Consider the following 24,591-nt stretch of genomic DNA (forward strand, 5'->3'; position numbering starts at 1 on the left):
GTCAGCTCGTCGGCGGCGCTGTCGTGTAGACGGCGGGATCGCCCTGCTTCAGCCAGATCTGCGGGTTGTCGATCGGGGTGAACGCGCGGTCGCCGCCGGGTTCCCGCGTGGTCGGCACGGCGTCGCCGTTGGGCCGATGCATGATGAAGTTGACCGGTTCGGTGTCGTCGACGAGCGGGATTTCGTACGTGGCCCAGCCCGCGTCGACGCTCGAGGCCGGCCAGGGCTTGTCCCAGGCGATCTCGGCCAGGACGGTCGGGTCGACGGCCTCGCCCCACAGATGCAGACCCCAGTCGGCGTAGTCACCGGCCGGACGGAAATAGTGCACGGTGGCCACGGTCTGCGGCGGGCCGGCGTAGCGGACCGTGCGGACGGCGCTCACCACCGTCGGATCGCTCAACACGGCCCGGTAGCGGATCTGCGTGCCCGCGGCCAGATTCAGCGGCGACAGGTCGTCGAAGACCGTGTACGCGGGCGACGACGAATCCCGCCCGATCGTGGTCCAGGCGCCGCCGGCGACGCTCCGCTCGAACCGCACCACGTGGCTCGCGCGGTCCGGGTCGGCGACCGCGCGCACCTCGACCTCGCCGCGCACGTTGGCCCCCTCGGCCGGCGCCTCGATGGTCAGGGCCGGGGGCGGCACTTTGGCGGCGCGCGACGAGCTGGTGCGGCTGTGGCCGGCGTTGTCGAGCACCACGGCCTTGTATTCCACCGTGGTGCCCGCGCGCAGGCCGGACACGTCGTGGAAGACCCGGTAGGGCGCGTTGTCGTCGGTGCCGATCGGGGTCCAGGCGCCACGGCCCGTACGGGCATAGAAGGTGACCTCGGCGAACGACGAGCCGCCGAGCGAGGCCGAGACCTGCATGCGCGCCCGCGACTCGGCCGACGGCGCCGGGGCGGCCAGGGTCACCGCGGGCGCGGCCTTCGAGGCGGGGATGCGGCCGGTCGACGCGTAGACGACCGTGGACAGCGCGGGCACGGTCAGGGTGAGCCGCCGGTCAGCCGCCGAGGTGGCCGTGGCCGGACCGGACCCGTACACCCGCTCGAACTTGCCCTGGGCCAGATAGGTCGGGACGGCGGCGGTCTGCGGGGACGTGCTGTTGTTCAGGGCGACCACGTATTCGCGCTGGTCGGCGCGGGAGAACGCGTAGACGCCGGTGCCGGTGGCGGCGTACCGGTGCTGGTGCGCGCCGTCCCGCAGCGTCGGATGCCGCTTGGTCAGCGCGGCCAGCCCGGCGATCCCCGCGTACAGGGGATGGGTGGTCACGAAGTTGTCCTGAGCGTGTGTGGCGGCGGTGCCGATCAGATCGTCGTCGAGGTATTCCGGCACGCGGCTGGCGAACAGCGTCTGGCGGGCGTCCTGGTCGCCGCCGGGGCCGGTGAAGCCCTGCTCGTCGCCGTAGTAGATGACCGGGTTGCCACGCGAGAAATACATGAGCTCGTGGGCGAGCCGGTCGCGGGCCAGCCAGGTGGCATCCCCGGCGCCCGGGTTGTCGGCCTGCACGAAGCTGCCGATGCGGCCCATGTCGTGATTACCGAGGAACGTGGGCAGTTGATAGACATTGGAATCGGCGTCGGTGTACCAGTCGTCGCCGGCGAAGAACTGTTCCAGTGCTGCCGCCGATTGCCCGCGCGAGGCGTAGTTGCGGGCCGCGTCCTGGAACGGGAAGTCGAGCACCGCCTGCATGCGGTCTTTCGTGGTGAACTGCGAGGTGAAGCTCTTCGAAGTGTCGAAGACCTCGCCGAACATGAAGAACTCGGGCTTGCCGTGCTTGCGCGCGAACGACAACACCTCGGGCCCGAACTTCTGCCAGAACTCGTCGTTGACGTGCTTCATGGTGTCGATCCGGAAACCGTCGATGCCGAAGTCGGCGATCCATTTCTCGTAGACGTCGATCATGCCGTTGACGACGCGCGGGTGCTCGGTGAACAGGTCGTCGAGGCCGAAGAAGTCGCCGTAGAGCGAGTTCTCGCCGACAAAAGTCGTGTCACCCCGGTTGTGGTAAAGCGTGGTGTCGTTGAGCCAGGCCGGAACCTTGACGTTTCGTTCGGCCGGGTCAAGAACGGGTGTGTACGGGAACGAGGTGGCCGGATCGAGCCGCGGGAACGTCGCTTTACCGGCGTGGTCCCGGTCGTCGAACGGGCGCCCCTGGGCCGTCTTGTAAGGAGCGACATCTTTCGACACGTACGGCTGCCGGGCGCCCGATTCGTAGCCGATGACGTCGGCCGTGTGGTTGGTGATGATGTCGAAGTAGACCTTCATGCCCTTCTGATGGGCGGCGTCGATCAGCGCCTTCAGCTCGGCATTGGTGCCCAGATGCGGGTCGATCTGGGTGAAGTCGGTGATCCAGTAGCCGTGGTAGCCGGCCGACGGGCCGTCCTCGAGTTGCACGGCCTTGTTCTTGAAGCTGGGCGTCAGCCAGATCGACGTGGTGCCCAGGCCCTTGATGTAGTCGATGCGGCGCAGCAGGCCGGCCAGGTCGCCGCCGTTGTAGAAACCCTTCCTCGTCGGGTCGAAGCCCGAGACCAGCGGGTCGGCGCCGAGGCCGCCCTGGTCGTTGGCCGTGCTGCCGTTGTCGAACCGGTCGGCCATGACGAAGTAGAAGTTCTCGTCGGTGACGGGCGCGCGCAGCGAATGCCGGCCGGGCAGGCTGCTGCCACCGGAGGCGGCGGCCGGGGCGCTGATCACCCCACCGGCCAGCACCGCGGACAACAGAACAGCAAGCCTTCGACGGATGCGCATCGAACCTCCCGAACCGGGGCCGTGACGGGTCCGTCATCGAATGTAGTGGATTCAGGCGCCGCCACGCCGAGCGTTGACCAGCCAACATGCCGCGATAAAACGTACGTCCGTGCCGTTGACGAAGCGGTCGAAGGCGGGGCGCACCGTATCGACGACCTTTGCGGTGGTTTGCGCGTCCGCCTCGGCCAGGGCCAGGCCCACGGGGCCCAGGCGGGTGAAGTAGCGGACCAGTTCGGGCTCGGGAAAGGCGCACTCGATGTCGACGGGGTCGATGGTGATGTCGAGCCAACCGGCGTCGTCGAGGATGCCGCGGACCTTGCCGGCGTCGGCGAACCCGAACTGGCCGGGGCCGTCGGGGCGCCGGGGCGGCAGGTCGGGCAGCAGGGGCGCGGCGGCCCGCTCGGCGGTGGTCATGAACGGGTTCTGCTCGATGTCCCGCCAAGCCACGAAGGTGAGGGCGGCGTCGGGGGTCGCGGCTCGGCGCAGGTTGGCGAAGGCGCGCACGGGATCGTCGAAGAACATGACCCCGAACCGCGAGATGACGGCGTCGAACGATTGCGGCTCCCACTCGTGCTCCTGCACATCGGCGCAGAGAAAGTCGAGGTCAGGGGCTCGGGTTTCGGCGGCGCCGATCATCGAGGCTGAGATGTCGACTCCCTGGACGCGGGCGTCCGGGGCGAGGCGCTCGGCCACCGCGACCGTGGTGCGCCCCGTGCCGCAGCCGACGTCCAGCACACGGCGGCGGGCCGGGTCGACCGAGTCCACGAGCAGATCCTCGATGGGCTGGTACATGCCGTCCATCAGTGACTGCAGTTGCACCCAGGCCTGGCCGGACGGCCCGTTCCAGCGCGCCTCGCCTCCGTACCCCGATGTCCCCGTGCTGGTCATGCCGGCCTCCCCGCTGTGCAGCAGCGCCCGTCGGGCGGTGATCCGAGAACGGTAACGCGAGGGGTCGGTCTCAGTGCGTGACCGGCTCCAGGCAGCCGAACTCGGCGGCGGCCCCGGTGACCTCGACCAGCAGCCGCTCGGGCCGGACGTCCCCGATCACGCAACCGGCCTCCGGAAAGCGAACCTCGAAGACTACGCCGGGCGGTTGGCGCATCTCACTGACGCCCACGTCGTCGGGGCGCAGGCCCAGGTCGAGAAGAGCCTTCCGGGCGGACGCGGGATCGAAGTCGCCGGCTTTCCGTAGCGCTGCCAGGTTCGGCCGGATCCGCGCCGCGAGGGCATCCCCGGTCGCCTGCTCGTCGGGGCTGAGCTCGTGGCGCTGCTTCCACCCGTTGTTCTCGGCATTGTGGGGCGCCCCGTCGCCCGCCGGCCCTTGATCGCCCGCATCGCCCCCAGCCGTGGACGCGGTCGGCACCGAGGCCGACGGCGACGGCGGCAGTGGCGCCGCGTCACCGTCACCCGCGCCCGGACGCGCACACCCGAGTGCGACCAGCCCAGCTACAGCCACCGCCAGCCACCGGCGCCTTGCCATGGTGCGCCCCCGTTCGTCCGCCCCCGCATCGTAAAGGCGCGACACAAACGCGGTTGACCCGTGGCGGGGCTGACGGACGATCGTGCGGCCCTGGAGCGGATCGCCGGCCAGGAACTGCCTCGGGGGTGGTCCGTTGCGGAGCTCCGGTCTGCCGCCCGACCCGGATCTGCGGGAGATCGCCGCGTTCGTGCAGGCGGCCGAGCTTCATTGCCCAAAGGACTACCGCCACCGGTTCGATCCGATGGTGGCCGAGCACATCGTCCGTCTCATCGTGGGCGAGGAGGTCCCGCTCGACGGGTTACCAAGCGGGACCTCTACGCCGTGTTCACGGTGTTGCTTCAGTACATCGCCCTGGTGCCGAAGCGCGAGAAGTGGGCCATGCGCGCTCTGGTCACCGGCGCCGAGAAGCGCCTTCGCTGAACGCTCAACCAAGCAGCTCCCATTCGGCCAGCTGGGTGGCGGTGGCGCCGTGGTTGGCCGTGATCTGCAGGCGGTAGCGCGAGTAGGCCGTCGTGTTGGGGATGACGAAGGCTCGTGTCTGGCGGCGGTCGGCGAAGTCGAGGTTCGAGCGCGTGTCCACCGTCGTCCACGTGGTGCCGTCGTTGGAGCCCTGCAGTGTCCAGCTCCGGGGATCCCGTTCGGGGGCGTCCTCGGCCGAGGTGAGCGTGTACTGCTTGACCGCGGCGGCGGCGGGCAGGCGGTATTCGAGCGTGCCCGTGCCGGCGAACGTGAGCCACTTCGTCAGCGACGTGTCGTCCACGACCTTGGCGGCGGTCTCGTTGGGAGCGTTCTCGCCGCTGGCGGTCACCGTGCCGCCGGTGGCCTTGTCGGCCAGCGGGCGCGGGGCCGTGGTGCCCGTGGTGAGCGAGGGGGGCACGTCGTTGGCGCCGGTGCCCCACGACGACGGGTTGGGGCCCATCACGAAGCTGAGCGTTCCGCCCGCTTGCAGGTCGGCGTGGGTCAGGTAGTTCTTCGTGTACGGGGTGCCGTTGAGCGTGGCGCTCTGGATGTACCGGTTCGTGTCGCTCACACCGGGCGCGGAGACGGTGAACGTCCGGCCGTTCTCGAGCGAGACGGTGGCCGACGGGTGCAGTGGTGCGCCGATCGTGTAATCGGTGCTGCCCATTCGCGCGGGATAGAAGCCGAGCGCGCTGAACACGTACCAGGCCGACATCTGCCCGTTGTCCTCGTCGCCGAGATAACCACCGCCGTTGCCCGCACCCGAGCCGTACAACTTGGTCAGCACGTCACGGACCCGGTTCTGCGTCTTCGCAGGCGTGCCCGCGTAGTTGTACATGTAGAGCATGTGGTGAATGGGCTCGTTCGGGTGGGCGTACTGGCCCATGTTCGTGTCGTACGCCTCGCGCATTTCGTGAATGACACCGCCGTACGAGCCGGGCAGGTAGTCGCGGGAGGCGGCGAAGACCGAGTCGATTTTCGCCGACATCTGCGCGCGGCCGCCGAACAGATTGGCCATGCCCTGCGGGTCCTGCGGCGCCGGGGTCGCGTAGTGCCAGGGCGCGCCCTCGGTGAATTCGTAGCCCCACTCGTTGGGTTTGAAGGCCGAATCAGCCGTACGCCAGGAGCCGTTGGACTGCTTGCCGCGGTAGAACCCGGTCGACGCCGAATACAGGTTCGCGTAGTCGAGAGCCCGGTTCTCGAAGTACGCCGCGTCCTCGGTGAAGCCCAGCGCCCGGCCCAATTGCGCGATGCCGAAGTTGTTGTTGGCGTCCTCGAGCGTCCACGAGGCGGCCTCGCCCCGGACGTCGGTCGGCACGTACCGCTTGAACGTCGACACCTCGAGGCCCTTGCGCCCCCGCGAACCCGACGACGAGTACACGGCCGCGTTCTTCACCATCGACGCGTACGCGGCCCGGTAGTCGAAGTTGCGGACACCCTTCACGTACGCGTCGGCGAAGGCCAGATCCTGGTTCGTGCCGACCATGATGTCGATGTAGCCGGGGCCGGACCAGCGCGGCGTCCAGCCCCCGTTCTTGTAGGCATTGACAAAACCGTCGAGCATTTCGCCAGTACGCGTGGGCGTGAGCAACGTATACAGCGGCCACACTGCCCGTGCGGTGTCCCAGAAGCCGTTGTTGACGTACATCTGCCCGTCGTGCACGGCGTTGTCGTACGGGCTGAAGTACTTCCGCACCCCGTCGACCATCTCGGACATGTTGTTCGGGTACATGAACGCGCGATACATGTTCGAGTAGAACGTGACCTGCCGATCGGTCGAGGCGCCGTCGAGGCGGACCTTGCCCAGCGTCGTGTCCCACCGGGCCGCGGCCTCCTCGCGTACGGTGTCGAAGCTCTTCGCCCCGACCTCCTGCGACAGGTTGGCCGTGGCCTGAGCGACGCTGATGTACGAGGTCGCCATTTTCAGCGTCACTTGCTCGTTCGCGGTCGTGGCGAAGCGGATCCAGCTCGTGACCCCCTGCCCGCTCACGTTTCCGGTGGCGGCGATGGCCTTGTCGACGGTCGCCGAGAAATAGAGGCGCGGACCCTTGTGGTCGAGATAGCCGGTGATCGTGCGGGCGCCGGCGTTGACGCTGATCGACCCGCCGACCTTGTCGATGGTGTCGAACACGATGACCGATTCATTGGCGGCCGGATACTTGAACCGCATCACGCCGGCGTGGTCGGTCGGCGTCATCTCGGCCGTGATGCCGTACGTGTCGAGCTGCGTCTTGTAGTAGTGCGCCTTGGCCACCTCGTTGCTGTGGCTGAACGTCGATTTGCGCGCGTCCGGCGTCGTTTTGATCGAGCCGGTCATCGGCATCACCTGGAGCTGGCCGTAGTCACCGATCCACGGGCTGGGCTCGTGGCTGACGCCGAAGCCCTGGACGGTGCTCGAGTTGTACTGGTAGAGCCAGCCGTCGCTGTTGCCGTTGGTGATCGGCGTCCAGAAATTGAAGCCGTTGGGCACCGTCGAGCCCGGGAACGTGTTGCCGCGCGAATAGCTCACGTCGGAGTTCGAGCCGCGGCGGGTGTCGACGAGGTCGGACAGGCGGGCGGCCGGCGCCTCGGTGGTGATCGCGAGGTCGTCGAAATAGCCGCGGAACGTACCCGTGTTGGCTGGTTGGTCGTACCCGATCAGGATGCGGTCGACCGTTTTCCCGGCGACCCACTGCCCGATCGACGAGGTGACGAAGTTCCACTTGTCGAAGCCGAGCACCGACCCGTTGCCCTGGAACGACGGATGCACCCGGACGCCGTTCTGATCGACCGCGCCCGAATCGCGCAACCGGCTGCCGTCGGTGAAGACCAGATCGACCGCGACGTCCAAATGACCGCCCGACTGCGGATAGACCCAGTACGAAAGCGTGGTCGCCGCCGTCACCGGCAGGTCCACGTCGAATATCCGGTTGTACGAGTACGACGAAGTGGTGCTCGTGTCGTTGCCTGAATACATCAGCGCCGAGGCGCCGGCGTGCGTGGTTTCGTTGCGCGGCGCGCTCTCCATGCCGGTCAGCGCGCAGCAGTAGCCGCCGATGCCGGCGCTGCTCTCGACGCTGTTCGACCAGGTGGGCTGAGGGTCGCCGGCTTCGAAGCCGGTCACGAAGTCGCCGGGGGCGGCGGCCGCGGGGGTGGCGACCGCGACGCCCAGGCCGGCGGTCAGCAGGAGGGTGGCGAGCCAGGGGAGTGTGCGTCTGCGCATGGCGGGACCTGCCGTTCGGGGCCGGACGGGTGACAACGATGTCAACGTTTCGGGATCGTAAACTTTACGATCGAAAATCGTCAATGGACCGTTCGGTACGATGCCCGCGTGCTCACGTACACCGCCGGATTCCTGCTGTTCCTGCTCGGCATCTGCCTGTCGCTGGCCTGGCACGAAGCGGGCCACATGCTGGCCGCGCGGGCGTTCGGCATGAAGGTGCGCCGCTTCTTCGTCGGCCGCGGCCCGACGGTGTTCTCGTTCCGCCACGGCGAGACCGAGTACGGCCTGAAGGCCCTGCCGATCGGCGGCTTCTGCGACATCGCGGGGCTGACCAGCCTGGACGAGCTGAGCCCGGACGAGGAACGCCGGGCCATGTGGCGCTACCCGGCCTGGAAACGGACCACGGTGATGCTGGCCGGCCCGGTCATGCATGTCGTGCTCGCGGTGGCCGTCCTGTACGCGATGGCGGTCAGCCTGGGCCTGCCCAACCTCAAGCCGGTGACCGAGCCGGTGGTCGCGACCACCACGTGCGTCGGCGCCGTCTGCCCCGCCGCCGAGGCCGGCCTGCGCCCCGGCGATCGCATCGAGACCGTGGCCGGCGTGTCCACCCCGCTGTGGCGCGACGTCCTCGTGGCCGTGCAGGCCGCCGACGGCCCGACCGAGCTCACCGTCCGGCGCGACGGGTCCCCGCTGACGCTGACCGTCGACGTCACGCGCGTGCCCCGGGCCGGCGGCGCGATCGGCATGATGGGCGCGACGCCCGTGCCACCACCGGCCTATTTCCAGTACGACCCCCTGGCCGCGACCGGCGCCACAGCGGCGTTCACCGGCGACCTGATCTCCGCCACGGTGACCCAGCTGGCCGCGTTCCCCGAGCGCGTGCCCGCGGTGGTCAAGGCGATCGGCGGCGAACGCGACCCCGACATCCCGATCAGCATGGTCGGCGCCAGTCGCCTCGGCGGCGAGGCCGTGGAGCGCGGCCTGTGGGGCACGTTCCTGCTGCTGCTGGTCAGCCTCAACCTGTTCATGGCCGTGTTCAACCTGCTGCCGCTGCTGCCCCTGGACGGCGCCCACATCGCCGTCGTCTGGTTCGAACGCGTACGCGACACCCTGCGCCGCCTACGCGGCCGCCCCGCCGGCGGCCCGGTCGACTTCACCCGCCTGCTCCCGGTCACGATGGTGCTGATCGCCCTCGGCGGCACAGTGATGGCCCTGACCATCACCGCCGACATCGTCAACCCGATCCGCCTCTCCTGAGGCAAAGCCGCTACGCGGCCCGCCCTTCACCGACCGCCGTCCTGCGAGGGGATGGGGCGTGGCGGCGTCCCGTAACGGGATGGGCGCGGGTGGCGGATCCAGCTCTGGCCGTGTTCCGGGGTGTAACCGGCGCGGCGGCCTGGTTACGACTCGCCGGCCAGCAGCTCTCGCAGGACAGCGACGTCCGGCTCGTCGAGAGACGCCGCGAACTTGCGGAGGGCGGCCTGACGGTCGGGAAGGCCGGCCAGGGCGGCCCGCATGCGGGATGCGGCGGCGGTGGCCGCGTCCTCGGTCGGCCAGTACTCGTGGCCGCGGCCGGCGCGACGTCGTTGCACGGAGTCCTTCTCGTGCAGGCGGGTGAGGATCGTCTGAACCGTGTTGTAGGCCAGATCGTCGCCGAGCGCTTTTTGGACCTCGGTCGCCGTCATCGGCGTGGCAGCCGATCGGAGCACGCTCACGATCTCGGCCTCCAGGCTGCCCGGCGCTCTCCGTCCGTCCTTCGTCGTCACCTTCGCTTGACCTCCCGCGTCAGGATAGCCCCGGCCCGCGCCGCCCCCGAGATCCGCGGATGTGGCCTGCGCGACGCCCCCCCGGTCGCGAGGACGGCGATCCGCGCGAGGACGGCGATCCGCGCGTGGGGAGGGCGATTCGGGCGCGATGAAAGGGCCCGGGCGCGGCGCAAGGTTGTTACGCGCGGACGACGTGGACGGCTCGGGCCAGGGCGTACGGCAAATGGACCTCGCCGCCCGCGGCCGTGAGCAGCACACCGTCCGGGGCGCGCTGCACCTCGACGTCGCGCCCGGCCCGCAGCGCGTGCAACAGACCCGCGTCCTCCTGGGCCGACTCGCAGATGCGGGTCACCACGGCCCGGCTCACCGGCGCCGCATCGGCCAGCCGGTGTTCACCCCGCGGCCGCCGCCCGGCCGACCGCGGCCCGCCGATCCCCGACAGCCCGGGGATCGGGTTGCCGTAGGGCGAGACGCCGGGCCGGCCGAGCCGTTCGTACAGCACAGCCTCGGCCCGCTCGCTCATCACGTGCTGGAACTGATCGGCCTCGGCGTGCGCGTGCTCGTACGGCACCCCGAGCACCCGCACCAGCAGCACCTCGGCCAGCCGGTGTTTGCGCAGCACCGTGGTGGCCTGGCGGCGCCCCCGCGGGCTCAGGATCAAATGGCGCCGCGGATCGGTGCTGACCAGCCCGTCACGGGTCATGCGTTCGACCATGCGGCTGACCGTGGGGGCGGAGCGGCTCAGGCGTTCGGACAGTCGGGCCCCGATCGGCGGGACACGGTCTTCCTCGCATTCCAGAATGATGCGCAGCGACATCCCGATGGGGTCGATCAGCTCCGCCATCGACCGATCCTACACCTTGTAGGAGAGACTCAGACCGGTACGGCGATGATGCTCCCCTCCCGGGCGGCCCGCCGGGCGTGCTCATAAAAGTCGGGCGCCGCGCAGGCATAAAGGGTGTTGCCGCTCAGCGCGCAGGCGTACACGTTGGTGCCCGGCCGCACCTCGTCGGTGATCTCGCCCCCCTCGACCACCCGGATCAGGCGCCCGCCGACCGCGTCGGCCACCCACAGCCCACCCTCGGCGTCGAGACACGAGCCGTCGGGGGCCACCGCGAGCTGGGCGATCGCGCCGGAAACGCTCAGGTCGGTCGGCAGCGGCCCGAACTCGGCCCACACCCGGCGGTTGACGAGCGTGCCGTCGGCGGCGAGGTCGAAGGCGGTGATCCGGTTGCCGAAGGTCTCGTTGACCAGCACCGTGCCGCCGGGGGTGAGGGCGATGGCGTTGGGGAACCACAGGCCCGTGGCCAGCTCGGTCACCGTGCCGTCGGGGTCGGCCCGGTGCAGGGCGGCCGGTTCGATCGGGTCGCCGGCCATCAGGTCGAAGCCGAAGTTGCCGACGTAGGCCCGGCCCTCGGCGTCGACCGCCATGTCGTTCAGGTGGCCGGTGGCGTGGCCGCTCAGATCGGCGTGGGTGACCAGCGTGCCGTCGGGCTCGCGGCGCAGGATCCGCCGGTCGCGCATCGAGACGATCAGCAGGCGGCCGTCCGGCAACCAGCCCAGCCCGGACGGCTGCTGCTCCACCGTCGCCTCGAGGCGCAGGTCGGTGCCGTCGGCGCGGGCCGACATGACCCGTGAGGAGTAGAAATCGGAGAACCAGAGGCGTCCCTCGTGCCAGCGGGGCGCCTCGGTGAAGGTGAAGCCGTCGACCACGGTGGTGACCTCGTCCGTCATCGCCCGATGATCCGCCCGCGCCCGGCGGGCCCGCAAGGCCCGGCCGCCGGCCACCCCGGCGTGACCCCTCCGTGTGTCAGTGGACACGTATTCGTCATTTACTCGTCATCGTTCACTTTGACCCCGTAGCTTTTATCGCTGCCCCGGGCTGGCTCGCTGCCGTGCGCCTGGCGTCGGTGACTATGAGCTGGAAAGGGTGCACGCCCGGTGACGGTGACGACTGACCTGCAACTGATCGACCTGCCCGGATTCGACGTCGCGCCTGAGGCCCCAGCTCTTTTCCGCAGCTGGTCAGCGCCCCTGCGGCGCACCCTCGTGGACATCTTCGACGCGACCGTGCAGGCACACCCGGGCGGCCGGGCGATCGACGCGGGCGGCACGGCGCTGACCTACCGCGAGCTGGCCGACGAGGTCGAGAAGCTACGGGTCACCCTGAGCGGGCACGGCCTGGGCGTCGGCGACCGCATCGGGATCCGGGTCTCGTCCGGCACGACCGATCTCTACCTCGCCATCCTGGGGACGCTGGCCGTCGGCGCGGCCTACGTGCCGGTCGACGCCGACGACCCCGAGGAGCGCGCGGAGCTGGTGTTCGCCGAGGCGGGCGTGGCCGCGGTGCTCGGCGACGGGCTGAGCGTGTCGATGCGACGTACGCCCGAGGGCGGGGCCGGACGGCCCGGACCGAACGACGACGCCTGGATCATCTTCACCTCCGGCTCCACCGGCACGCCGAAGGGCGTGGCCGTCACCCACGCCGCCGCGGCCGCCTTCGTCGACGCCGAGGCCCAGCTCTTCCTGGCCGACGACGACGCCGAGCCGATCGGGTCGCACGACCGGGTGCTGGCCGGGCTGTCGGTGGCCTTCGACGCCTCGTGCGAAGAGATGTGGCTGGCCTGGCGGCACGGCGCGTGCCTGGTGCCGGCCGCCCGTTCGCTCGTGCGCAGCGGCGTCGACCTCGGCCCGTGGCTGGCCGAGCAGCGCATCACCGTCGTCTCGACCGTGCCCACCCTGGCCGCGCTGTGGCCGGTCGAGGCGCTCGAGGACGTCCGGCTGCTGATCTTCGGGGGCGAGGCCTGCCCGCCCGAGCTGGCCGAACGGCTGGCCGTCGAGGGGCGCGAGGTCTGGAACACGTACGGCCCGACCGAGGCCACCGTGGTGGCCTGCGCGGCCCGCATGACCGGCGAGGGACCCGTACGCATCGGTCTGCCGCTCGCGGGCTGGGAGCTGGCCGTGGTCGGCCCGGCCGGCGAGCCGGTGGCCATGGGCGAGACCGGCGAGCTGGTCATCGGCGGCGTCGGCCTGGCCCGCTACCTGGACGCGGCCAAGGACGCCGAGAAGTTCGCCCCGCTCCCGTCTCTCGGCTGGGACCGGGCGTACCGCAGTGGTGACATCGTGCGGGCCGAGCCCGAGGGCCTGCTGTTCCTGGGCCGCGGCGACGAGCAGGTCAAACTGGGCGGCCGCCGGATCGAGCTGGGCGAGGTCGACGCCGCCCTGCAGGCCCTGCCCGGCGTGGCCGGCGCGGCCGCCGCGATCAAGCGCACCGCCGCCGGAAACCAGCTGCTCGTCGGCTACGTCGTGCCGCGCGAGGGGTTCGACGCCGCGTCGGCCGCGGAGCGCATCCGTGAGCAGTTGCCGGCCGCGCTCGTGCCGCTGCTGGCCGAGGTGGCCGAGCTGCCCACCCGTACTTCAGGCAAGGTCGACCGGGCCGCCCTGCCGTGGCCGCTGGCCACCGCCGGGGGTGACGACGCGGCCGAGCTGACCGCGACCCAGGCCTGGCTGGCCGACGGCTGGGAGCAGATCCTGGGCGTCCGCCCGAGCGCGCCCGGCGCCGACTTCTTCAGCAACGGCGGCAGCAGCCTCAACGCGGCCCAGCTGGTGGCCTGGATCCGCCGCGCCCACCCACAGGTGGCGGTGGCCGACGTCTACCAGCACCCGCGTCTGTCGCAGATGGCGGCCGCGCTCGACGCGCTGGTGGCCACCGAGACCGTACGCCGGGAGATCCGCCCGACGCCGCGGCGGGCCGGGCTGTTCCAGGCCCTGCTGATGGCGCCGATGCTCGCGCTGGTCGGGCTGCGCTGGCTGACCGTCCTGGCCGCGCCGGCCAACCTGGTCCCGTGGGCGCCGCACACCTCGTGGTGGTGGATCGCGGCGAGCGGAGTGCTGCTGTTCAGCCCGCCGGGCCGGATCGCCGTGGCCGCCGGGGGAGCCCGATTGCTGCTGCGCGGCGTCGGCAAGGGCGACTACCCCCGTGGCGGCAGTGTGCACGTGCGGCTGTGGGCGGCCGAGCGGCTGGCCGACCTGACCGGCGCCACCGGTGTGGCCGGCGCGAGCTGGATGATCACCTATGCCCGGGCGCTCGGCGCGCAGATCGGCCCCGACGTCGACCTGCATTCGGCGCCGCCGGTGACCGGGCTGCTCAAGCTGGGCCGGGGCGCGGCGGTCGAGCCCGAGGTCGACCTGTCCGGCTACTGGGTCGACGGCGACGTCGTGCGGGTCGGCAAGGTGCGGATCGGGGCCGGGGCCCGGGTCGGCGGCCGGAGCACCCTCATGCCGGGCGCTCGGGTCGGCAAGGGCGCTCAGATCGACGCCGGCTCGACCGTGACGGGCGCGGTGCCGGCCGGCAAGCGGTGGGCCGGTTCGCCCGCCGCACCGGCCGCCGCCAAGAACAGCGCGGACTGGCCCACGGCCCGGCCGCCGCGCCGGTCCCGCCTGTGGGTGGCGGCCTACAGCCTGACCGCTCAGGCGCTGGGCCTGCTGCCGGTCGTCGCGGCGCTGCCCACCCTCGCGCTGCTCGGCTGGGTGCTCGCCGACGGTGGCGACCTGAGCGCCGCACTGCTGATGGCCCCGGCGGCGGCGGTGGCCTGGTTCCTGTCGTACGCGTTGCTGGTCCTGGTCGCCGTCCGGGTGCTCGGCCTCGGGCTGAAGGCGGGCTATCACCCCGTACGGGGAAGGGTGGCCTGGCAGGTCTGGACCACCGAACGGCTCATGGGCATGGCCCGGATCGCGCTCTTCCCGATCTATGCCAGCCTGTTCACGCCGGTGTGGCTGCGGCTGCTGGGCGCCAAGATCGGCCGCAACACGGAGCTGTCCACGGTCCTCGCGCTGCCCAAGATGACCACGGTCGAGGACGGCGCGTTCCTGGCCGACGACACGATGGTCGCCACCTACGAGCTGAACCACGGCTGGCTCCGGGTCGGGCCCGCCCGCATCGGCAAGCAGGCCTTCCTCGGCAATTCGGGCATGGCGGCGCCCGGCCGTTCCGTGCCCAAGCGGGGCCTGGTCGGCGTGCTGTCGTCGGCGCCGCGCAAGGCCAAGAAGGGCTCGTCCTGGCTGGGCTCGCCGCCCCTGCCGCTGCGCCGCACGGTCGAGGCGGGCGACGCCGGTCTCACGTACGACCCGCCGCTGCGGCTGAAGCTGGCCCGCACCGCGATCGAACTGTGCCGCATCGTCCCCGTCATGATCGCGGGCGCGCTGGCCGTGCTGGTGCTGGCCGCGCTCGGATTGATCTGGCAGACCACGGCCCTGTGGGTGGCCGCCCTGGCCGCCGGTCCGGTGCTGTTCGCCGCCGTGCTCGCCGGCGCGCTCGTCGCCACCGCGGCCAAGTGGCTGCTGGTGGGCCGGTTCAAGGTCACCGAGCACGCGCTGTGGACGTCGTTCGTCTGGCGCAACGAGCTGGCCGACACGTTCGTCGAGGTGCTGGCCGCGCCCTGGCTGTTCCGCTTCGCCACCGGCACGCCCCTGCTCAACGTGTGGCTGCGGACCCTGGGTGCGAAGATCGGACGCGGCGCGTGGCTGGAGACCTTCTGGCTGCCCGAGTACGACCTGGTGCGGCTCGGACCCGGCGCCACCGTCAACCGGGGGTGCGTGGTGCAGACCCACCTGTTCCATGATCGGATCATGGCCATGGACGAGGTGACTCTGGGCGCGGGCGCCACGCTCGGCCCGCACGGGATCGTGCTGCCCGGCGCCGGCATCGGCGCGCGTACCACCGTGGGCCCCGGCTCGCTGGTGACGCGCGGCGACGCGGTGCCGCCGGACAGCCGCTGGCTGGGGAACCCGATCGCGAACTGGTTATGACCCCACCGGGCGTCGACTTCTCGTCCGACTCGTACCTCCCCGGGCACGGCAACGGCGGGTACCGCGTGCTGCGGTACGACCTCGACCTCGACTACCGCGTCGTCTCCAACCGGCTCGCCGGCAAGGCGACGATCACCGCCCAGACCGTGCAGGGCCTGTCCCGGTTCAGCCTCGACCTCGGCCAGTTCCGGATCCAGGACGTGCGCGTCGACGGCCGCCGCGCCACCTGGACCCATCGGGCCGGCAAGCTGCGCGTCAAACCGGAGAAGCCGATCGGCTACGGGGCGACGTTCAAGGTCGAGGTCCGGTACGCGGGCACGCCGGTGCCCATCTCGGGCCGCTGGGGCGACATCGGCTGGGACGAACTGACCGACGGCGTGCTCGTGGCCAGCCAGCCGATCGGGGCGCCGTCGTGGTTCCCGTGCAACGACCGCCCCGACGACAAGGCCACGTTCCTGGTCACGCTGACCGCGGCCACCCCGTACACGGTGGTGGTGACGGGCGACCTCGTCTCCAAGCGGCGCGGCGCCGGCACCACCACGTGGGTCTACGAGCGCAACGAGCCGACCGCGCCCTACCTGATGAGCGTGCAGATCGGCCGGTACGAACTGATCGACCTCGCGCCCGGAGCCGGCGTTCCGCAGAGGGCCGCCGTTCCACCCCGATTGCGTACGGTGTTCCGGCACGACTTCGGCCGCCACGGCGAGATCATGGCGGCCCTGGAACGCCTGTTCGGCCCGTACCCCTTCCGCGAGTACGTCGTGGTGGTGGCCGACGACGACCTCGACGACCCGGTCGAGGCGCAGGGCATGGCCGTCTTCGGCCGCAACCACCTGGACGGCCGCCGCACCCACGAACGGCTGGTCGCCCACGAGCTGGCCCACCAGTGGTTCGGCAACAGCCTGACGGTGGCCGACTGGCGCCACATCTGGCTCAACGAGGGCTTCGCGACGTACGCCGAGTGGCTGTGGTCGAGCGTCTCGGGCGGCCCGTCGGCCGAGATCCACGCCGCCCGCTGGCACATCTGGCTGCTGTCCCACCCGGCCACCGTCAGCATCGCCGACCCCGGCGTGGACCGGATGTTCGACCCGCTGGTCTACAAGCGCGGTGCCCTGACCCTGCACGCCCTGCGCACCACGATCGGCGACCCGGCGTTCTTCGCGATGCTGCGCTCCTGGGTGGCCGAACACCAGCACCGCACGGTCACCACCGACCAGTTCCGCCGGCACGCCCAACGCTTCTCGGCCACCCCCCTCGACGACTTCTTCACGGCCTGGCTCGACCGCCCGGCCCTGCCCCCACTCCCGCGCCCCGCGGGCTGACCCGTGCTGCGGTCTTGTGCCGAGCCGTGGAAGATGGGTCCGATGCTTGCTTCGATGGAGGCCGTGCGGCGGCTCATGGATCTGCGGCACCGGGGGCGGGCCGAGGACCTGCCGGCGGTGCTGGCGGCGGCGGCGCCCCTGCTCGAGGCGGAGTCGGCGACTGTGCTGCTGGTTGATTACGCGCAAGAGGCGCTGCACCCGCTGCGGGGTACCGTGCCCGATCGGGTGAATGCGGCGCCGGTCGACGGCACAGCGGCGGGGCTGGCCTTCACCACGGCCCGGCAGCAGTGGGAGGACGGGACTCTCTGGTTGCCGCTGCTGCACGGGGCGGAGCGGCTCGGCGTACTGGAATTTCGGGTCAAGGCCTATCCGCCGGAGTCGGCCCGGCACGACCTCGAGGTGATCGCGGCCCTGGTGGCGGAGCTGATCGCCAGCCGGCGGTTCTACGGGGACGCGGTCGAGCACACCCGGCGGCGGCTGCCGATGCAGCTGGCGGCCGAGATCATCTGGAACCAGCTGCCGCCGCTGACCTTTGCCGTGGACGGGACCATGGTCACGGCCGTGCTCGAGCCCTGTTACGACGTCGGGGGCGATGCGTTCGACTACGCCGCCAACGGGGACATTTTGCACGTCGCGCTCTTCGACACCGTCGGGCACGGGATCAGTGCCAGCGCGCTGACCACGTTGACGTTGAACACGTACCGTAATGCGCGCCGGTCGGGGCTCACGCTGGCCGACACGTACCGGTCGATCGACAAGTGGATCCGGGCGCAGTACCCGGGCGCGTTCGTCACCGCCCTGCTGGCCGAGCTCGACATGGCCACCGGGGCGTACCGGCGGATCAGTGCCGGCCATCCGGCCGAGCTGTTCCTGCGGGGTGGGCGGGCCCTGCCCTCGTTCCCGACGCCGAACGCGTTGCCGCTCGGGCTGGGCGCGATGATCGACCGGGCCCCGGCCGTGGTCGAGCAGCAGCTCGAGCCGGGGGACACGCTGGTGCTCTACACCGATGGCATCACCGAGGCCCGGGACGCGTCGGGGGCGCTGTTCGGGGCCGACCGGCTCAGCGAGTTCCTGCTGGGCGCGATGCGCGACGGCGCTCCGGCCCCCGAGACGATGCGCCGCTTGATCCAGACCATCATTTCGTACGAGGCCGGCGAGCTCCGCGACGATGCCACGGCAGCCATGCTGCAATGGCGACGCCATCCGTAGAGTTGGGCCATGGGTATCGACTTCGCCCCATCGGAAAGATCGCGCCTAGGGGTCGAGTGGGAGATCGCCTGCGTCGACCGGCGCAGCGGTGAGCTCAGTCCGGCGGCGCCGCACCTGCTGCCCCGGCTCGGCGGCGCGGCGTCGTTCCCGCACGTGACCAACGAACTGCTCACCAACACGGTCGAGGTGGTGAGCGCGCCGCAGTTCCGGGTGCGGGACGCCGTGGCCGACCTGACCCGGCTCGTCGGCCGGGTGAGCGAGCTGGCCGAGCCGATGGGGGTCGACCTCATCTCGTCCGGCACGCACCCGTTCAGCCAGTGGTTCCAGCAAGAGGTGACGCCGGGCAAGCCCCGCTACGACACCCTGATCGACCGCACCCGCTGGTGGGGGCGGCAGATGATGATCTGGGGCGTGCACGTCCACGTGGCCGTCGAGGACAGGCGCAAGGTGCTGCCGATCATCGACGGGCTGTTGACCTACCTGCCGCACTTCCAGGCGCTGAGCGCGTCGAGCCCGTTCTGGGCCGGCGAGAACACCGGGTACGCCTCGAACCGGGCGCTCATGTTCCAGCAGCTGCCCACGGCCGGGTTGCCCCCGCAGTTCACCGAATGGCAGCAGTACGAGGACCTGGTCGCCGACCTGCAGCACACCGGCGTGATCGAGGAGTTGAACGAGCTGCGCTGGGACATCCGGCCGTCGCCCCGGTGGGGCACGATCGAGGTGCGTACGTTCGACGGCATCTCCACGGCGGGCGAGATCGCCGCCATCGCCGCGCTGACCCAGTGCCTGGTCGAACATTTCTCGCGCGAACTCGACGCCGGCCGCGAGGTGCCACGCATGCAACCGTGGTTCGTCCGCGAGAACAAGTGGCGGGCGGCCCGCTACGGCATGGAAGCCATCATCATCCAGAACGCTTCGGGCGACGAGCTGCTGGTCACCAAAGACCTGGAGGAGCTGTTGCCCGCGCTGGCCCCGGTGGCCGAAGCCCTGGACTGCGTGGCCGAACTCGACAAGGTGCACGCCATCATCGACGGCGGCGCCAGCTATCAGCGCCAGCTCCGCGTGGCCGCCGCCAACAACGGCAGCCTCAAGGCCGTCGTCTCCTCCCTCGTCCGTGAACTCCGCGAGGGCCGCCCGGACTGACGGCCGGCGACCGGCGCGCAGCATGCGCGAATGTCGGTCGTGTAAGGAGTGTCCGGGTCTGTCCATCGTGACCGGATGTCTGGAAGAGTGGACGGTCGCGGTGATACGTGTCGATGTGCTGGTCGTTGCGCGCAGTGGTCTGCGTCGATGTGCGGCAGGTGGAAATGGGAACGCTCCCATGGGGACTTTTGACTGAGACTCCTTTACTTCCATCGATGTGAGTCATAAGTTGCTCACATCAGACCGAAGTTTTGATTTTCCCGAGAAAAGTCCGTAACACGCGCTCGGCGGCCATGGCGGCGACCGGCCGGGCGTGGGCAGCGCCGTGCCCGAGAATCGCGGACGCCTGCATGCCCACCTCTCGACAGCAACACGTTCCGGCCCGGCCGGTGACGTTGGAGGACGCGTATGACAGACAACGTTGTCAACCGAGACGGAGAGGGTCGAGACAACCATCTCCGCCGCCGCTCCCTGCTCGCCGCGGCCGGGGTTCTCGGCCTGACCGGCGGCGCGGTCGCGGTGACCCGGGGAGAGCCGGCCACCGCCAAGGCCGCGGCCGGCGTGACCAAGAAGATCACCATCTATGCCGAGAACCTGCCGGGCGGGCTCATCGGGTACGGCCTGACCCGGGGCGGTGCGACCGTGCCGGGGCCGGTGCTCGAGATGTACGAGGGTGACACGCTCGAGATCACCCTGGTCAACACGACCACCCAGCGGCTCTCCATCCACCCGCACGGGGTCGACTACGACGTCAACTCGGACGGTTCGCCGTTCAACGACTCGTTCAACGATCCGGGCGAGACCCGCACCTACATCTGGCGTTCGCACGAGATGACCACTGTGGCCGGTCGCCGGTTCATGCCCGGCAGCGCCGGCTACTGGCACTACCACGACCACGCGCTGGGCACCGACCACGGCACCGGCGGCCTGGCCAAGGGGCTGTACGGCGCGCTGATCGTGCGGCGGCGCGGCGACATCCTGCCCGACAAGCAGATCACGGTCGTGTTCAACGACATGCTGATCAACAACAAGACCGCGCCCAACACGCCGATGTTCGAGGCCAACCTGGGCGAGCGGGTGGAGTGGATCGCGATCGGGCACGGCAGCCTGTTCCACACGTTCCACCTGCACGCGCACCGCTGGGCCGACAACCGCACGGGCATGCTCGAGGGCCCGGCGGACCCCAGCCAGGTGATCGACAACAAGGACCTGAACCCGGGCAGCGCGTTCGGTTTCCAGGTGCTCGCCGGCGAAGCGGTCGGCCCGGGCGCGTGGATGTACCACTGCCACGTCCAGTCGCACTCGGACACCGGCATGGCCGGTGTTTTCCTCGTCCGCAATGCCGACGGTTCCATGCCGCCCGGCGCGCAGGAGGCGATCGACCGGTTCCAAGGCCACCAACACAAGGCCGCGACAGCAACGGCACCCACGCACGAACACGGAGGGACTGGCTCATGAGGCTCAGACCGGCCGCGGCGATGGCTATGGCCGCGCTTCTGGCGATCGGCATAGCGCCGCCCGCACAAGCGACACCCGCGAAGGCGAAAGCCGCGGCGCCCGCCAAGCCCAAGGTTCTCGTCTTCTCGGGAGCGGCGGCGGCGCAGCAGGACCCGGTGGTGAAGGCGACCGCCACCATCAAGGAGCTCGGCGCGGCGCAGGGGCTCGACGTCACGTCGAGCACCGACCCGGCCGTCTTCAGCCCGAGCGGCCTGGCGGCGTACCGTGCCGTCGCGTTCCTCTCGGCCGACGGCGTGGTCCTTTCCGGCGTACAGGAAACTGCTCTCAAGGCCTTCGTCAACGCGGGCGGCGGGTTCCTCGGGGTCGGCGACGCGGCCCGGGCCCAGCTCGACTCGACCTGGTTCACCGGCCTGGTCGGCGCCCGCCCGGCCGGCGCGATCCCGGTCTCGCACCCGGTCGCGGCGGTCACGGCCAGCGGCGAGAACGCGCCCAACGAGACCGCCGTCAAGGCGAGCGACGGCGACGCCAACACCAAGTGGCTCGTGTTCGCGACGACCGGCTGGCTCCGCTTCGAACTGGCCGCCCCGGCCCGGATCACCGGCTACGCGCTGACGTCGGCCAACGACACGCCCGGCCGTGACCCCAAGGACTGGACCCTGCAGGGCTCGGCCAACGGGCAGACCTGGACCGACGTGGACCGCCGCACGGGCCAGACGTTCCCGGAGCGCTTCCAGATCCGGCGCTTCGATGTGACCACCCCGGGCGACTACAAGTACTACCGCCTGAACGTCACGGCCAACAGCGGCGAGCCGATCGTCCAGCTGGCCGACCTGCGCCTGTTCACCGGCACCACCGAGACGCCGGCCCCGCCCGCGGTCAACCGGGCCGTGGTCAACATCCTCGACCGCCAGCACCCGGCGACCAAGGACCTGGGGCTGAACCTCGCGCGCGAGGACCGCTGGTACAACTGGGAGACCAACCCGATCGGCCAGGTGCACACGCTGGCCCAGGTCGAGGAGCGCCACTACAACCCGGGGCTGGGCGCCAACGGCCCGTTCCACCCGGTCTCGTGGTGCCGTGACTACGACGGCGGCCGGTCCTTCTACACCGGCATGGGGCACACCGAGGGTTCGTACGGCGAGGAAGCGTTCCGGAAGCACCTGACCGGCGCGCTCGGCTGGACCAGCGGCATCGTCCGCGGTGACTGCAAGGCCACCATCGCGAGCAACTACAAGGTGGAGCGGCTCACGACGACCAACCAGACCGGTCAGCTCGACCAGATCGGCGAGCCCCACGGCCTGACCATCACCCCTGACGGCACGGTCTTCTACGTCGGCAAGGCGGCCTGCCCGACCGCGCCGGTCGTCCCGTGGACCGACCCCAACGTGGGTCTCGGTTGCGGCACCATCCACGCCTGGGATCCCGTCACCAAGACGGCCAAGCTGCTCACCACCCTCAAGGTGATGGGACACCGCGGCAGCGGCGACGAGCTCCAGAAGAACGAGGAGGGCCTGCTCGGCATCGTGCCGGACCCGAAGTTCTCGGAGAACGGCCACATCTTCGTCTACTGGATGCCGCACGAGTCGATCGACCGTGACAAGCGGATCGGCCAGCGCACCATCTCCCGCTTCACGTACGACAAGACGGCCAGGACGATCGACCAGTCCACCCGCAAGGACGTCCTCAAGTGGCCGGTGCAGATCCACAGCTGCTGCCACGCGGGCGGCGGCATGGCGTTCGACGCCAAGGGCAACCTGTACGTCGGATCGGGCGACAGCAACTCCTCAGGCGGCTCCAGCGGCTACTCGGGCAACAACTGGACGCAGGACTGGCAAGGCGTCTCGTTCCAGGACGCGCGCCGCACCTCGGGCAACACCAACGACCTGAACGGCAAGATTCTCCGCATCCACCCGGAGGCGGACGGGACGTACACGATCCCGCAGGGCAACCTGTTCCCGCCGGGGACCGCGAAGACGCAGCCCGAGATCTACGTGATGGGCGTCCGCAACATCTCGCGCCTGCAGATCGACCCCAAGACCCAGTGGCTGACCGCCGCCTGGGTCGGACCGGACGCCTCGTCGCCCAGCCCCGACCTCGGCCCGGCCAAGTACGAGACGGCCACGATCATCACCGAGGCCGGCAACCACGGCTGGCCGTACTGCATGGGCAACCGGCAGCCGTACCGTGACCGCAGCAACACCGACGCGACCCAGCTGACCGGCTGGTACGACTGCAACGCCCCGAAGAACAACTCGCCCCGCAACACCGGCCTGGTCGACCTGCCGCCGGTCAAGGACAACATGATCTGGTACTCGCCCGACGGCGGCGGCCCGGTCTTCCCGAAGCGCGAGGGCAGCGACATCCCGTCCTACAAGGCCGCGGAAGCCACGTACACCCAGCCCTACCTGCGGGGTGGCGGCCAGGCGGTCATGTCCGGCCCGACGTACCACCGCGAGCTGGTCGACGCCAACAGCACGGTGGCCTGGCCGTCGTACTGGAACGACAAGTGGTTCATCGGCGACCAGTCGAACTCGGCCAACCGCGTCGCGGTCACCGTCGACCCCGACGGCGTCGCGACCGGGCAGCCCCCGGTGCACGCCGAGACGCTCCGCGCGATCATCCCGGCCGGTGGCAGCAGCACCACGCTGCAGTCCTGGATGGACGCCAAATTCGGCCCGGACGGCGCGCTCTACCTGCTCGACTACGCGGGCGGCTTCTTCAGCCTGCACAGCAACCAGAAGCTGATCCGGATCACCTACCAGGGCGGGGCGGCCACGCCGACGCCGGCCGCTACGTCGACCGCGGTGCAGAACAAGCCGCTGACGTACGCGTTCAACGGATCCCGCTCGGGCGGTCTGTCGTACCAGTGGACGTTCGGCGACGGTGGCACCTCGACCGAGGCCAACCCGACCCACACGTACGCCAAGGTCGGCAAGTACACGGCCACGCTCACCATCACCTACGCGGGCGGCGTCAAGTCGACGGTCTCGACGGTGGTCACCGTGGGCTGTGTCGTTCCCGACCCGGCCACGACCGTACGGCTGGACGCGGTTGACACCGGGGTGGCCAACCGGACCGTCGGCGAGGGTTGCACGATCGACGACCTCATCGACGACGAGAGCACCTGGGCCACGCACGACGGGTTCGTCCGTCACGTGACGGCGGTCGCCTCCTCGCTGTCCGGTGACAAGATCATCTCTGCTCGGGAAGCCGGCGCGCTGACCCGGGCGGCCGCCTCGTCACCGATCGGCACCGAAGGCCACACCGGCTACGTCTCGATCTACAACGGCACGCCGGAGTCGCTGACCGACTGGGCCCAGGCCCCGACCGGGCAGTTCGCGATCCAGCCGGACGGGTCGCTGCGGCCCAGCGGCGGGCTCGGGATGCTGTATTACACGAAGCCCTTCAAGGACTTCTCGCTGACGCTGCAGTTCCGCGACGTCGCACCCGGCACCGGACGGGCCAACACCGGTGTCTTCACCCGCTTCCCCGACCCGCGGATCCCGCTCGCCGAGCGGCCCGAGGGATGCAGCACCACCGGCTCGGCCCGCACCTCGCAGGCCTGGGTGGCCATCTACTGCGGCCACGAGGTCCAGATCTACGACGGTGAGACCGGCGAGGTGCAGAAGACCGGCTCGATCTACAACTTCGACCCCAACCCGCTCTCGGCGGCCGGCGTCACACCCAAGAACGTGTGGAACCGGTACGAGATCAAGGTCGTCGGCCAGCACTACACGATCATCCGCAACGGCACGGTCATCAACGAGTTCGACAACACGCCGGGCAAGCAGAGCTCGCGTGCCGGTGACCCGCCGACCGACCTGCGGCAGTTCACGGAAGGACTGATCGGACTGCAGAACCACGGCGACAACGACATCGCGGAGTTCCGTGACATCCGGGTGCGTGCCCTGTGAAGCGGATCCTCATCGCGCTCCTCGGAGTGCTGCTGACCTTCACCCTGGCCCCGGCTCTGCCCGCGGCGGCCGCCGGAACACTGACCT

At 70.4% G+C, this 24,591-nt stretch carries 14 protein-coding genes; 7 read left to right on the forward strand and 7 right to left on the reverse strand.

Annotated features, from left to right (window positions below; all coding sequences use genetic code 11):
* Nucleotide 1: 1 nt before the first annotated feature.
* From M1L60_RS13865 to M1L60_RS13880, 4 genes are all read right to left on the reverse strand, one after another.
* Complete coding sequence (locus tag M1L60_RS13865) at nucleotides 2-2,743, reverse strand: alpha-amylase family glycosyl hydrolase (protein WP_253237800.1); 2,742 nt, start codon at nucleotides 2,741-2,743, stop codon at nucleotides 2-4.
* A 51-nt stretch (nucleotides 2,744-2,794) separates the two neighbouring features.
* Complete coding sequence (locus tag M1L60_RS13870; protein ID WP_253237801.1) at nucleotides 2,795-3,631, reverse strand: class I SAM-dependent methyltransferase; 837 nt, start codon at nucleotides 3,629-3,631, stop codon at nucleotides 2,795-2,797.
* Nucleotides 3,632-3,701: 70 nt separating this feature from the next.
* Nucleotides 3,702-4,223: a hypothetical protein gene (locus M1L60_RS13875; protein WP_253237802.1), complete on the reverse strand. Its 522-nt coding sequence runs from the start codon at nucleotides 4,221-4,223 to the stop codon at nucleotides 3,702-3,704.
* Between the two features lie 424 nt (nucleotides 4,224-4,647).
* Nucleotides 4,648-7,884, reverse strand: a complete 3,237-nt coding sequence (locus tag M1L60_RS13880; protein WP_253237803.1) for a GH92 family glycosyl hydrolase — start codon at nucleotides 7,882-7,884, stop codon at nucleotides 4,648-4,650.
* Nucleotides 7,885-7,992: 108 nt separating this feature from the next.
* Between M1L60_RS13880 and M1L60_RS13885 the strand changes: the two genes are divergently transcribed.
* Entirely contained in the window at nucleotides 7,993-9,141 is a 1,149-nt protein-coding gene (locus tag M1L60_RS13885) for a M50 family metallopeptidase (RefSeq protein ID WP_253237804.1), read from the forward strand.
* A gap of 143 nt (nucleotides 9,142-9,284) precedes the next feature.
* Here the strand turns inward: M1L60_RS13885 and M1L60_RS13890 are convergent, their stop codons facing one another.
* From M1L60_RS13890 to M1L60_RS13900, 3 genes are all read right to left on the reverse strand, one after another.
* A complete protein-coding gene (locus tag M1L60_RS13890; protein WP_253237805.1) occupies nucleotides 9,285-9,650 on the reverse strand; it encodes a BlaI/MecI/CopY family transcriptional regulator in 366 nt (121 codons plus the stop codon).
* A gap of 178 nt (nucleotides 9,651-9,828) precedes the next feature.
* The gene (locus M1L60_RS13895; protein ID WP_253237806.1) at nucleotides 9,829-10,494 is read right to left on the reverse strand and encodes a metal-dependent transcriptional regulator; all 666 of its coding nucleotides are present in this window, start codon (nucleotides 10,492-10,494) and stop codon (nucleotides 9,829-9,831) included.
* A 29-nt stretch (nucleotides 10,495-10,523) separates the two neighbouring features.
* On the reverse strand, nucleotides 10,524-11,384 hold the full coding sequence (locus tag M1L60_RS13900) for an SMP-30/gluconolactonase/LRE family protein (RefSeq protein WP_253237807.1): 861 nt from the start codon (nucleotides 11,382-11,384) through the stop codon (nucleotides 10,524-10,526).
* A gap of 207 nt (nucleotides 11,385-11,591) precedes the next feature.
* Between M1L60_RS13900 and M1L60_RS13905 the strand changes: the two genes are divergently transcribed.
* The 6 genes from M1L60_RS13905 to M1L60_RS13930 all read left to right on the forward strand — a co-directional run bounded on the left by M1L60_RS13905 (nucleotide 11,592) and on the right by M1L60_RS13930 (nucleotide 24,504).
* Complete coding sequence (locus M1L60_RS13905; RefSeq protein ID WP_253237808.1) at nucleotides 11,592-15,458, forward strand: Pls/PosA family non-ribosomal peptide synthetase; 3,867 nt, start codon at nucleotides 11,592-11,594, stop codon at nucleotides 15,456-15,458.
* Entirely contained in the window at nucleotides 15,455-16,780 is a 1,326-nt protein-coding gene (locus M1L60_RS13910; RefSeq protein WP_253237809.1) for a M1 family metallopeptidase, read from the forward strand. The genes M1L60_RS13905 and M1L60_RS13910 overlap by 4 nt, the downstream gene beginning before the upstream one ends.
* A 42-nt stretch (nucleotides 16,781-16,822) precedes the next feature.
* Entirely contained in the window at nucleotides 16,823-17,989 is a 1,167-nt protein-coding gene (locus M1L60_RS13915) for a PP2C family protein-serine/threonine phosphatase (RefSeq protein ID WP_253237810.1), read from the forward strand.
* 9 nt (nucleotides 17,990-17,998) lie between these two features.
* Entirely contained in the window at nucleotides 17,999-19,132 is a 1,134-nt protein-coding gene (locus M1L60_RS13920) for a glutamate--cysteine ligase (protein WP_253237811.1), read from the forward strand.
* A gap of 408 nt (nucleotides 19,133-19,540) precedes the next feature.
* Nucleotides 19,541-20,590, forward strand: coding sequence for a multicopper oxidase domain-containing protein (locus M1L60_RS13925; RefSeq protein WP_253237812.1), 1,050 nt, complete (start codon nucleotides 19,541-19,543; stop codon nucleotides 20,588-20,590).
* Nucleotides 20,587-24,504: a ThuA domain-containing protein gene (locus tag M1L60_RS13930; RefSeq protein WP_253237813.1), complete on the forward strand. Its 3,918-nt coding sequence runs from the start codon at nucleotides 20,587-20,589 to the stop codon at nucleotides 24,502-24,504. Before M1L60_RS13925 ends, M1L60_RS13930 begins: the two co-directional genes overlap by 4 nt.
* Nucleotides 24,505-24,591 lie beyond the last annotated feature (87 nt).

The sequence above is a fragment of the Paractinoplanes aksuensis genome (assembly GCF_024137025.1).
Taxonomy (GTDB): domain Bacteria; phylum Actinomycetota; class Actinomycetes; order Mycobacteriales; family Micromonosporaceae; genus Actinoplanes; species Actinoplanes aksuensis.

What these genes read in the sequence shown, in the direction of transcription:
- M1L60_RS13865 (WP_253237800.1), bottom strand. Translation starts at nt 2,743, where the DNA reads ATGCGCATCCGTCGAAGGCTTGCTGTTCTGTTGTCCGCGGTGCTGGCC.
- M1L60_RS13870 (WP_253237801.1), bottom strand. Translation starts at nt 3,631, where the DNA reads ATGACCAGCACGGGGACATCGGGGTACGGAGGCGAGGCGCGCTGGAAC.
- M1L60_RS13875 (WP_253237802.1), bottom strand. Translation starts at nt 4,223, where the DNA reads ATGGCAAGGCGCCGGTGGCTGGCGGTGGCTGTAGCTGGGCTGGTCGCA.
- M1L60_RS13880 (WP_253237803.1), bottom strand. Translation starts at nt 7,884, where the DNA reads ATGCGCAGACGCACACTCCCCTGGCTCGCCACCCTCCTGCTGACCGCC.
- M1L60_RS13895 (WP_253237806.1), bottom strand. Translation starts at nt 10,494, where the DNA reads ATGGCGGAGCTGATCGACCCCATCGGGATGTCGCTGCGCATCATTCTG.
- M1L60_RS13900 (WP_253237807.1), bottom strand. Translation starts at nt 11,384, where the DNA reads ATGACGGACGAGGTCACCACCGTGGTCGACGGCTTCACCTTCACCGAG.
- M1L60_RS13910 (WP_253237809.1), top strand. Translation starts at nt 15,455, where the DNA reads ATGACCCCACCGGGCGTCGACTTCTCGTCCGACTCGTACCTCCCCGGG.
- M1L60_RS13915 (WP_253237810.1), top strand. Translation starts at nt 16,823, where the DNA reads ATGCTTGCTTCGATGGAGGCCGTGCGGCGGCTCATGGATCTGCGGCAC.
- M1L60_RS13920 (WP_253237811.1), top strand. Translation starts at nt 17,999, where the DNA reads ATGGGTATCGACTTCGCCCCATCGGAAAGATCGCGCCTAGGGGTCGAG.
- M1L60_RS13925 (WP_253237812.1), top strand. Translation starts at nt 19,541, where the DNA reads ATGACAGACAACGTTGTCAACCGAGACGGAGAGGGTCGAGACAACCAT.
- M1L60_RS13930 (WP_253237813.1), top strand. Translation starts at nt 20,587, where the DNA reads ATGAGGCTCAGACCGGCCGCGGCGATGGCTATGGCCGCGCTTCTGGCG.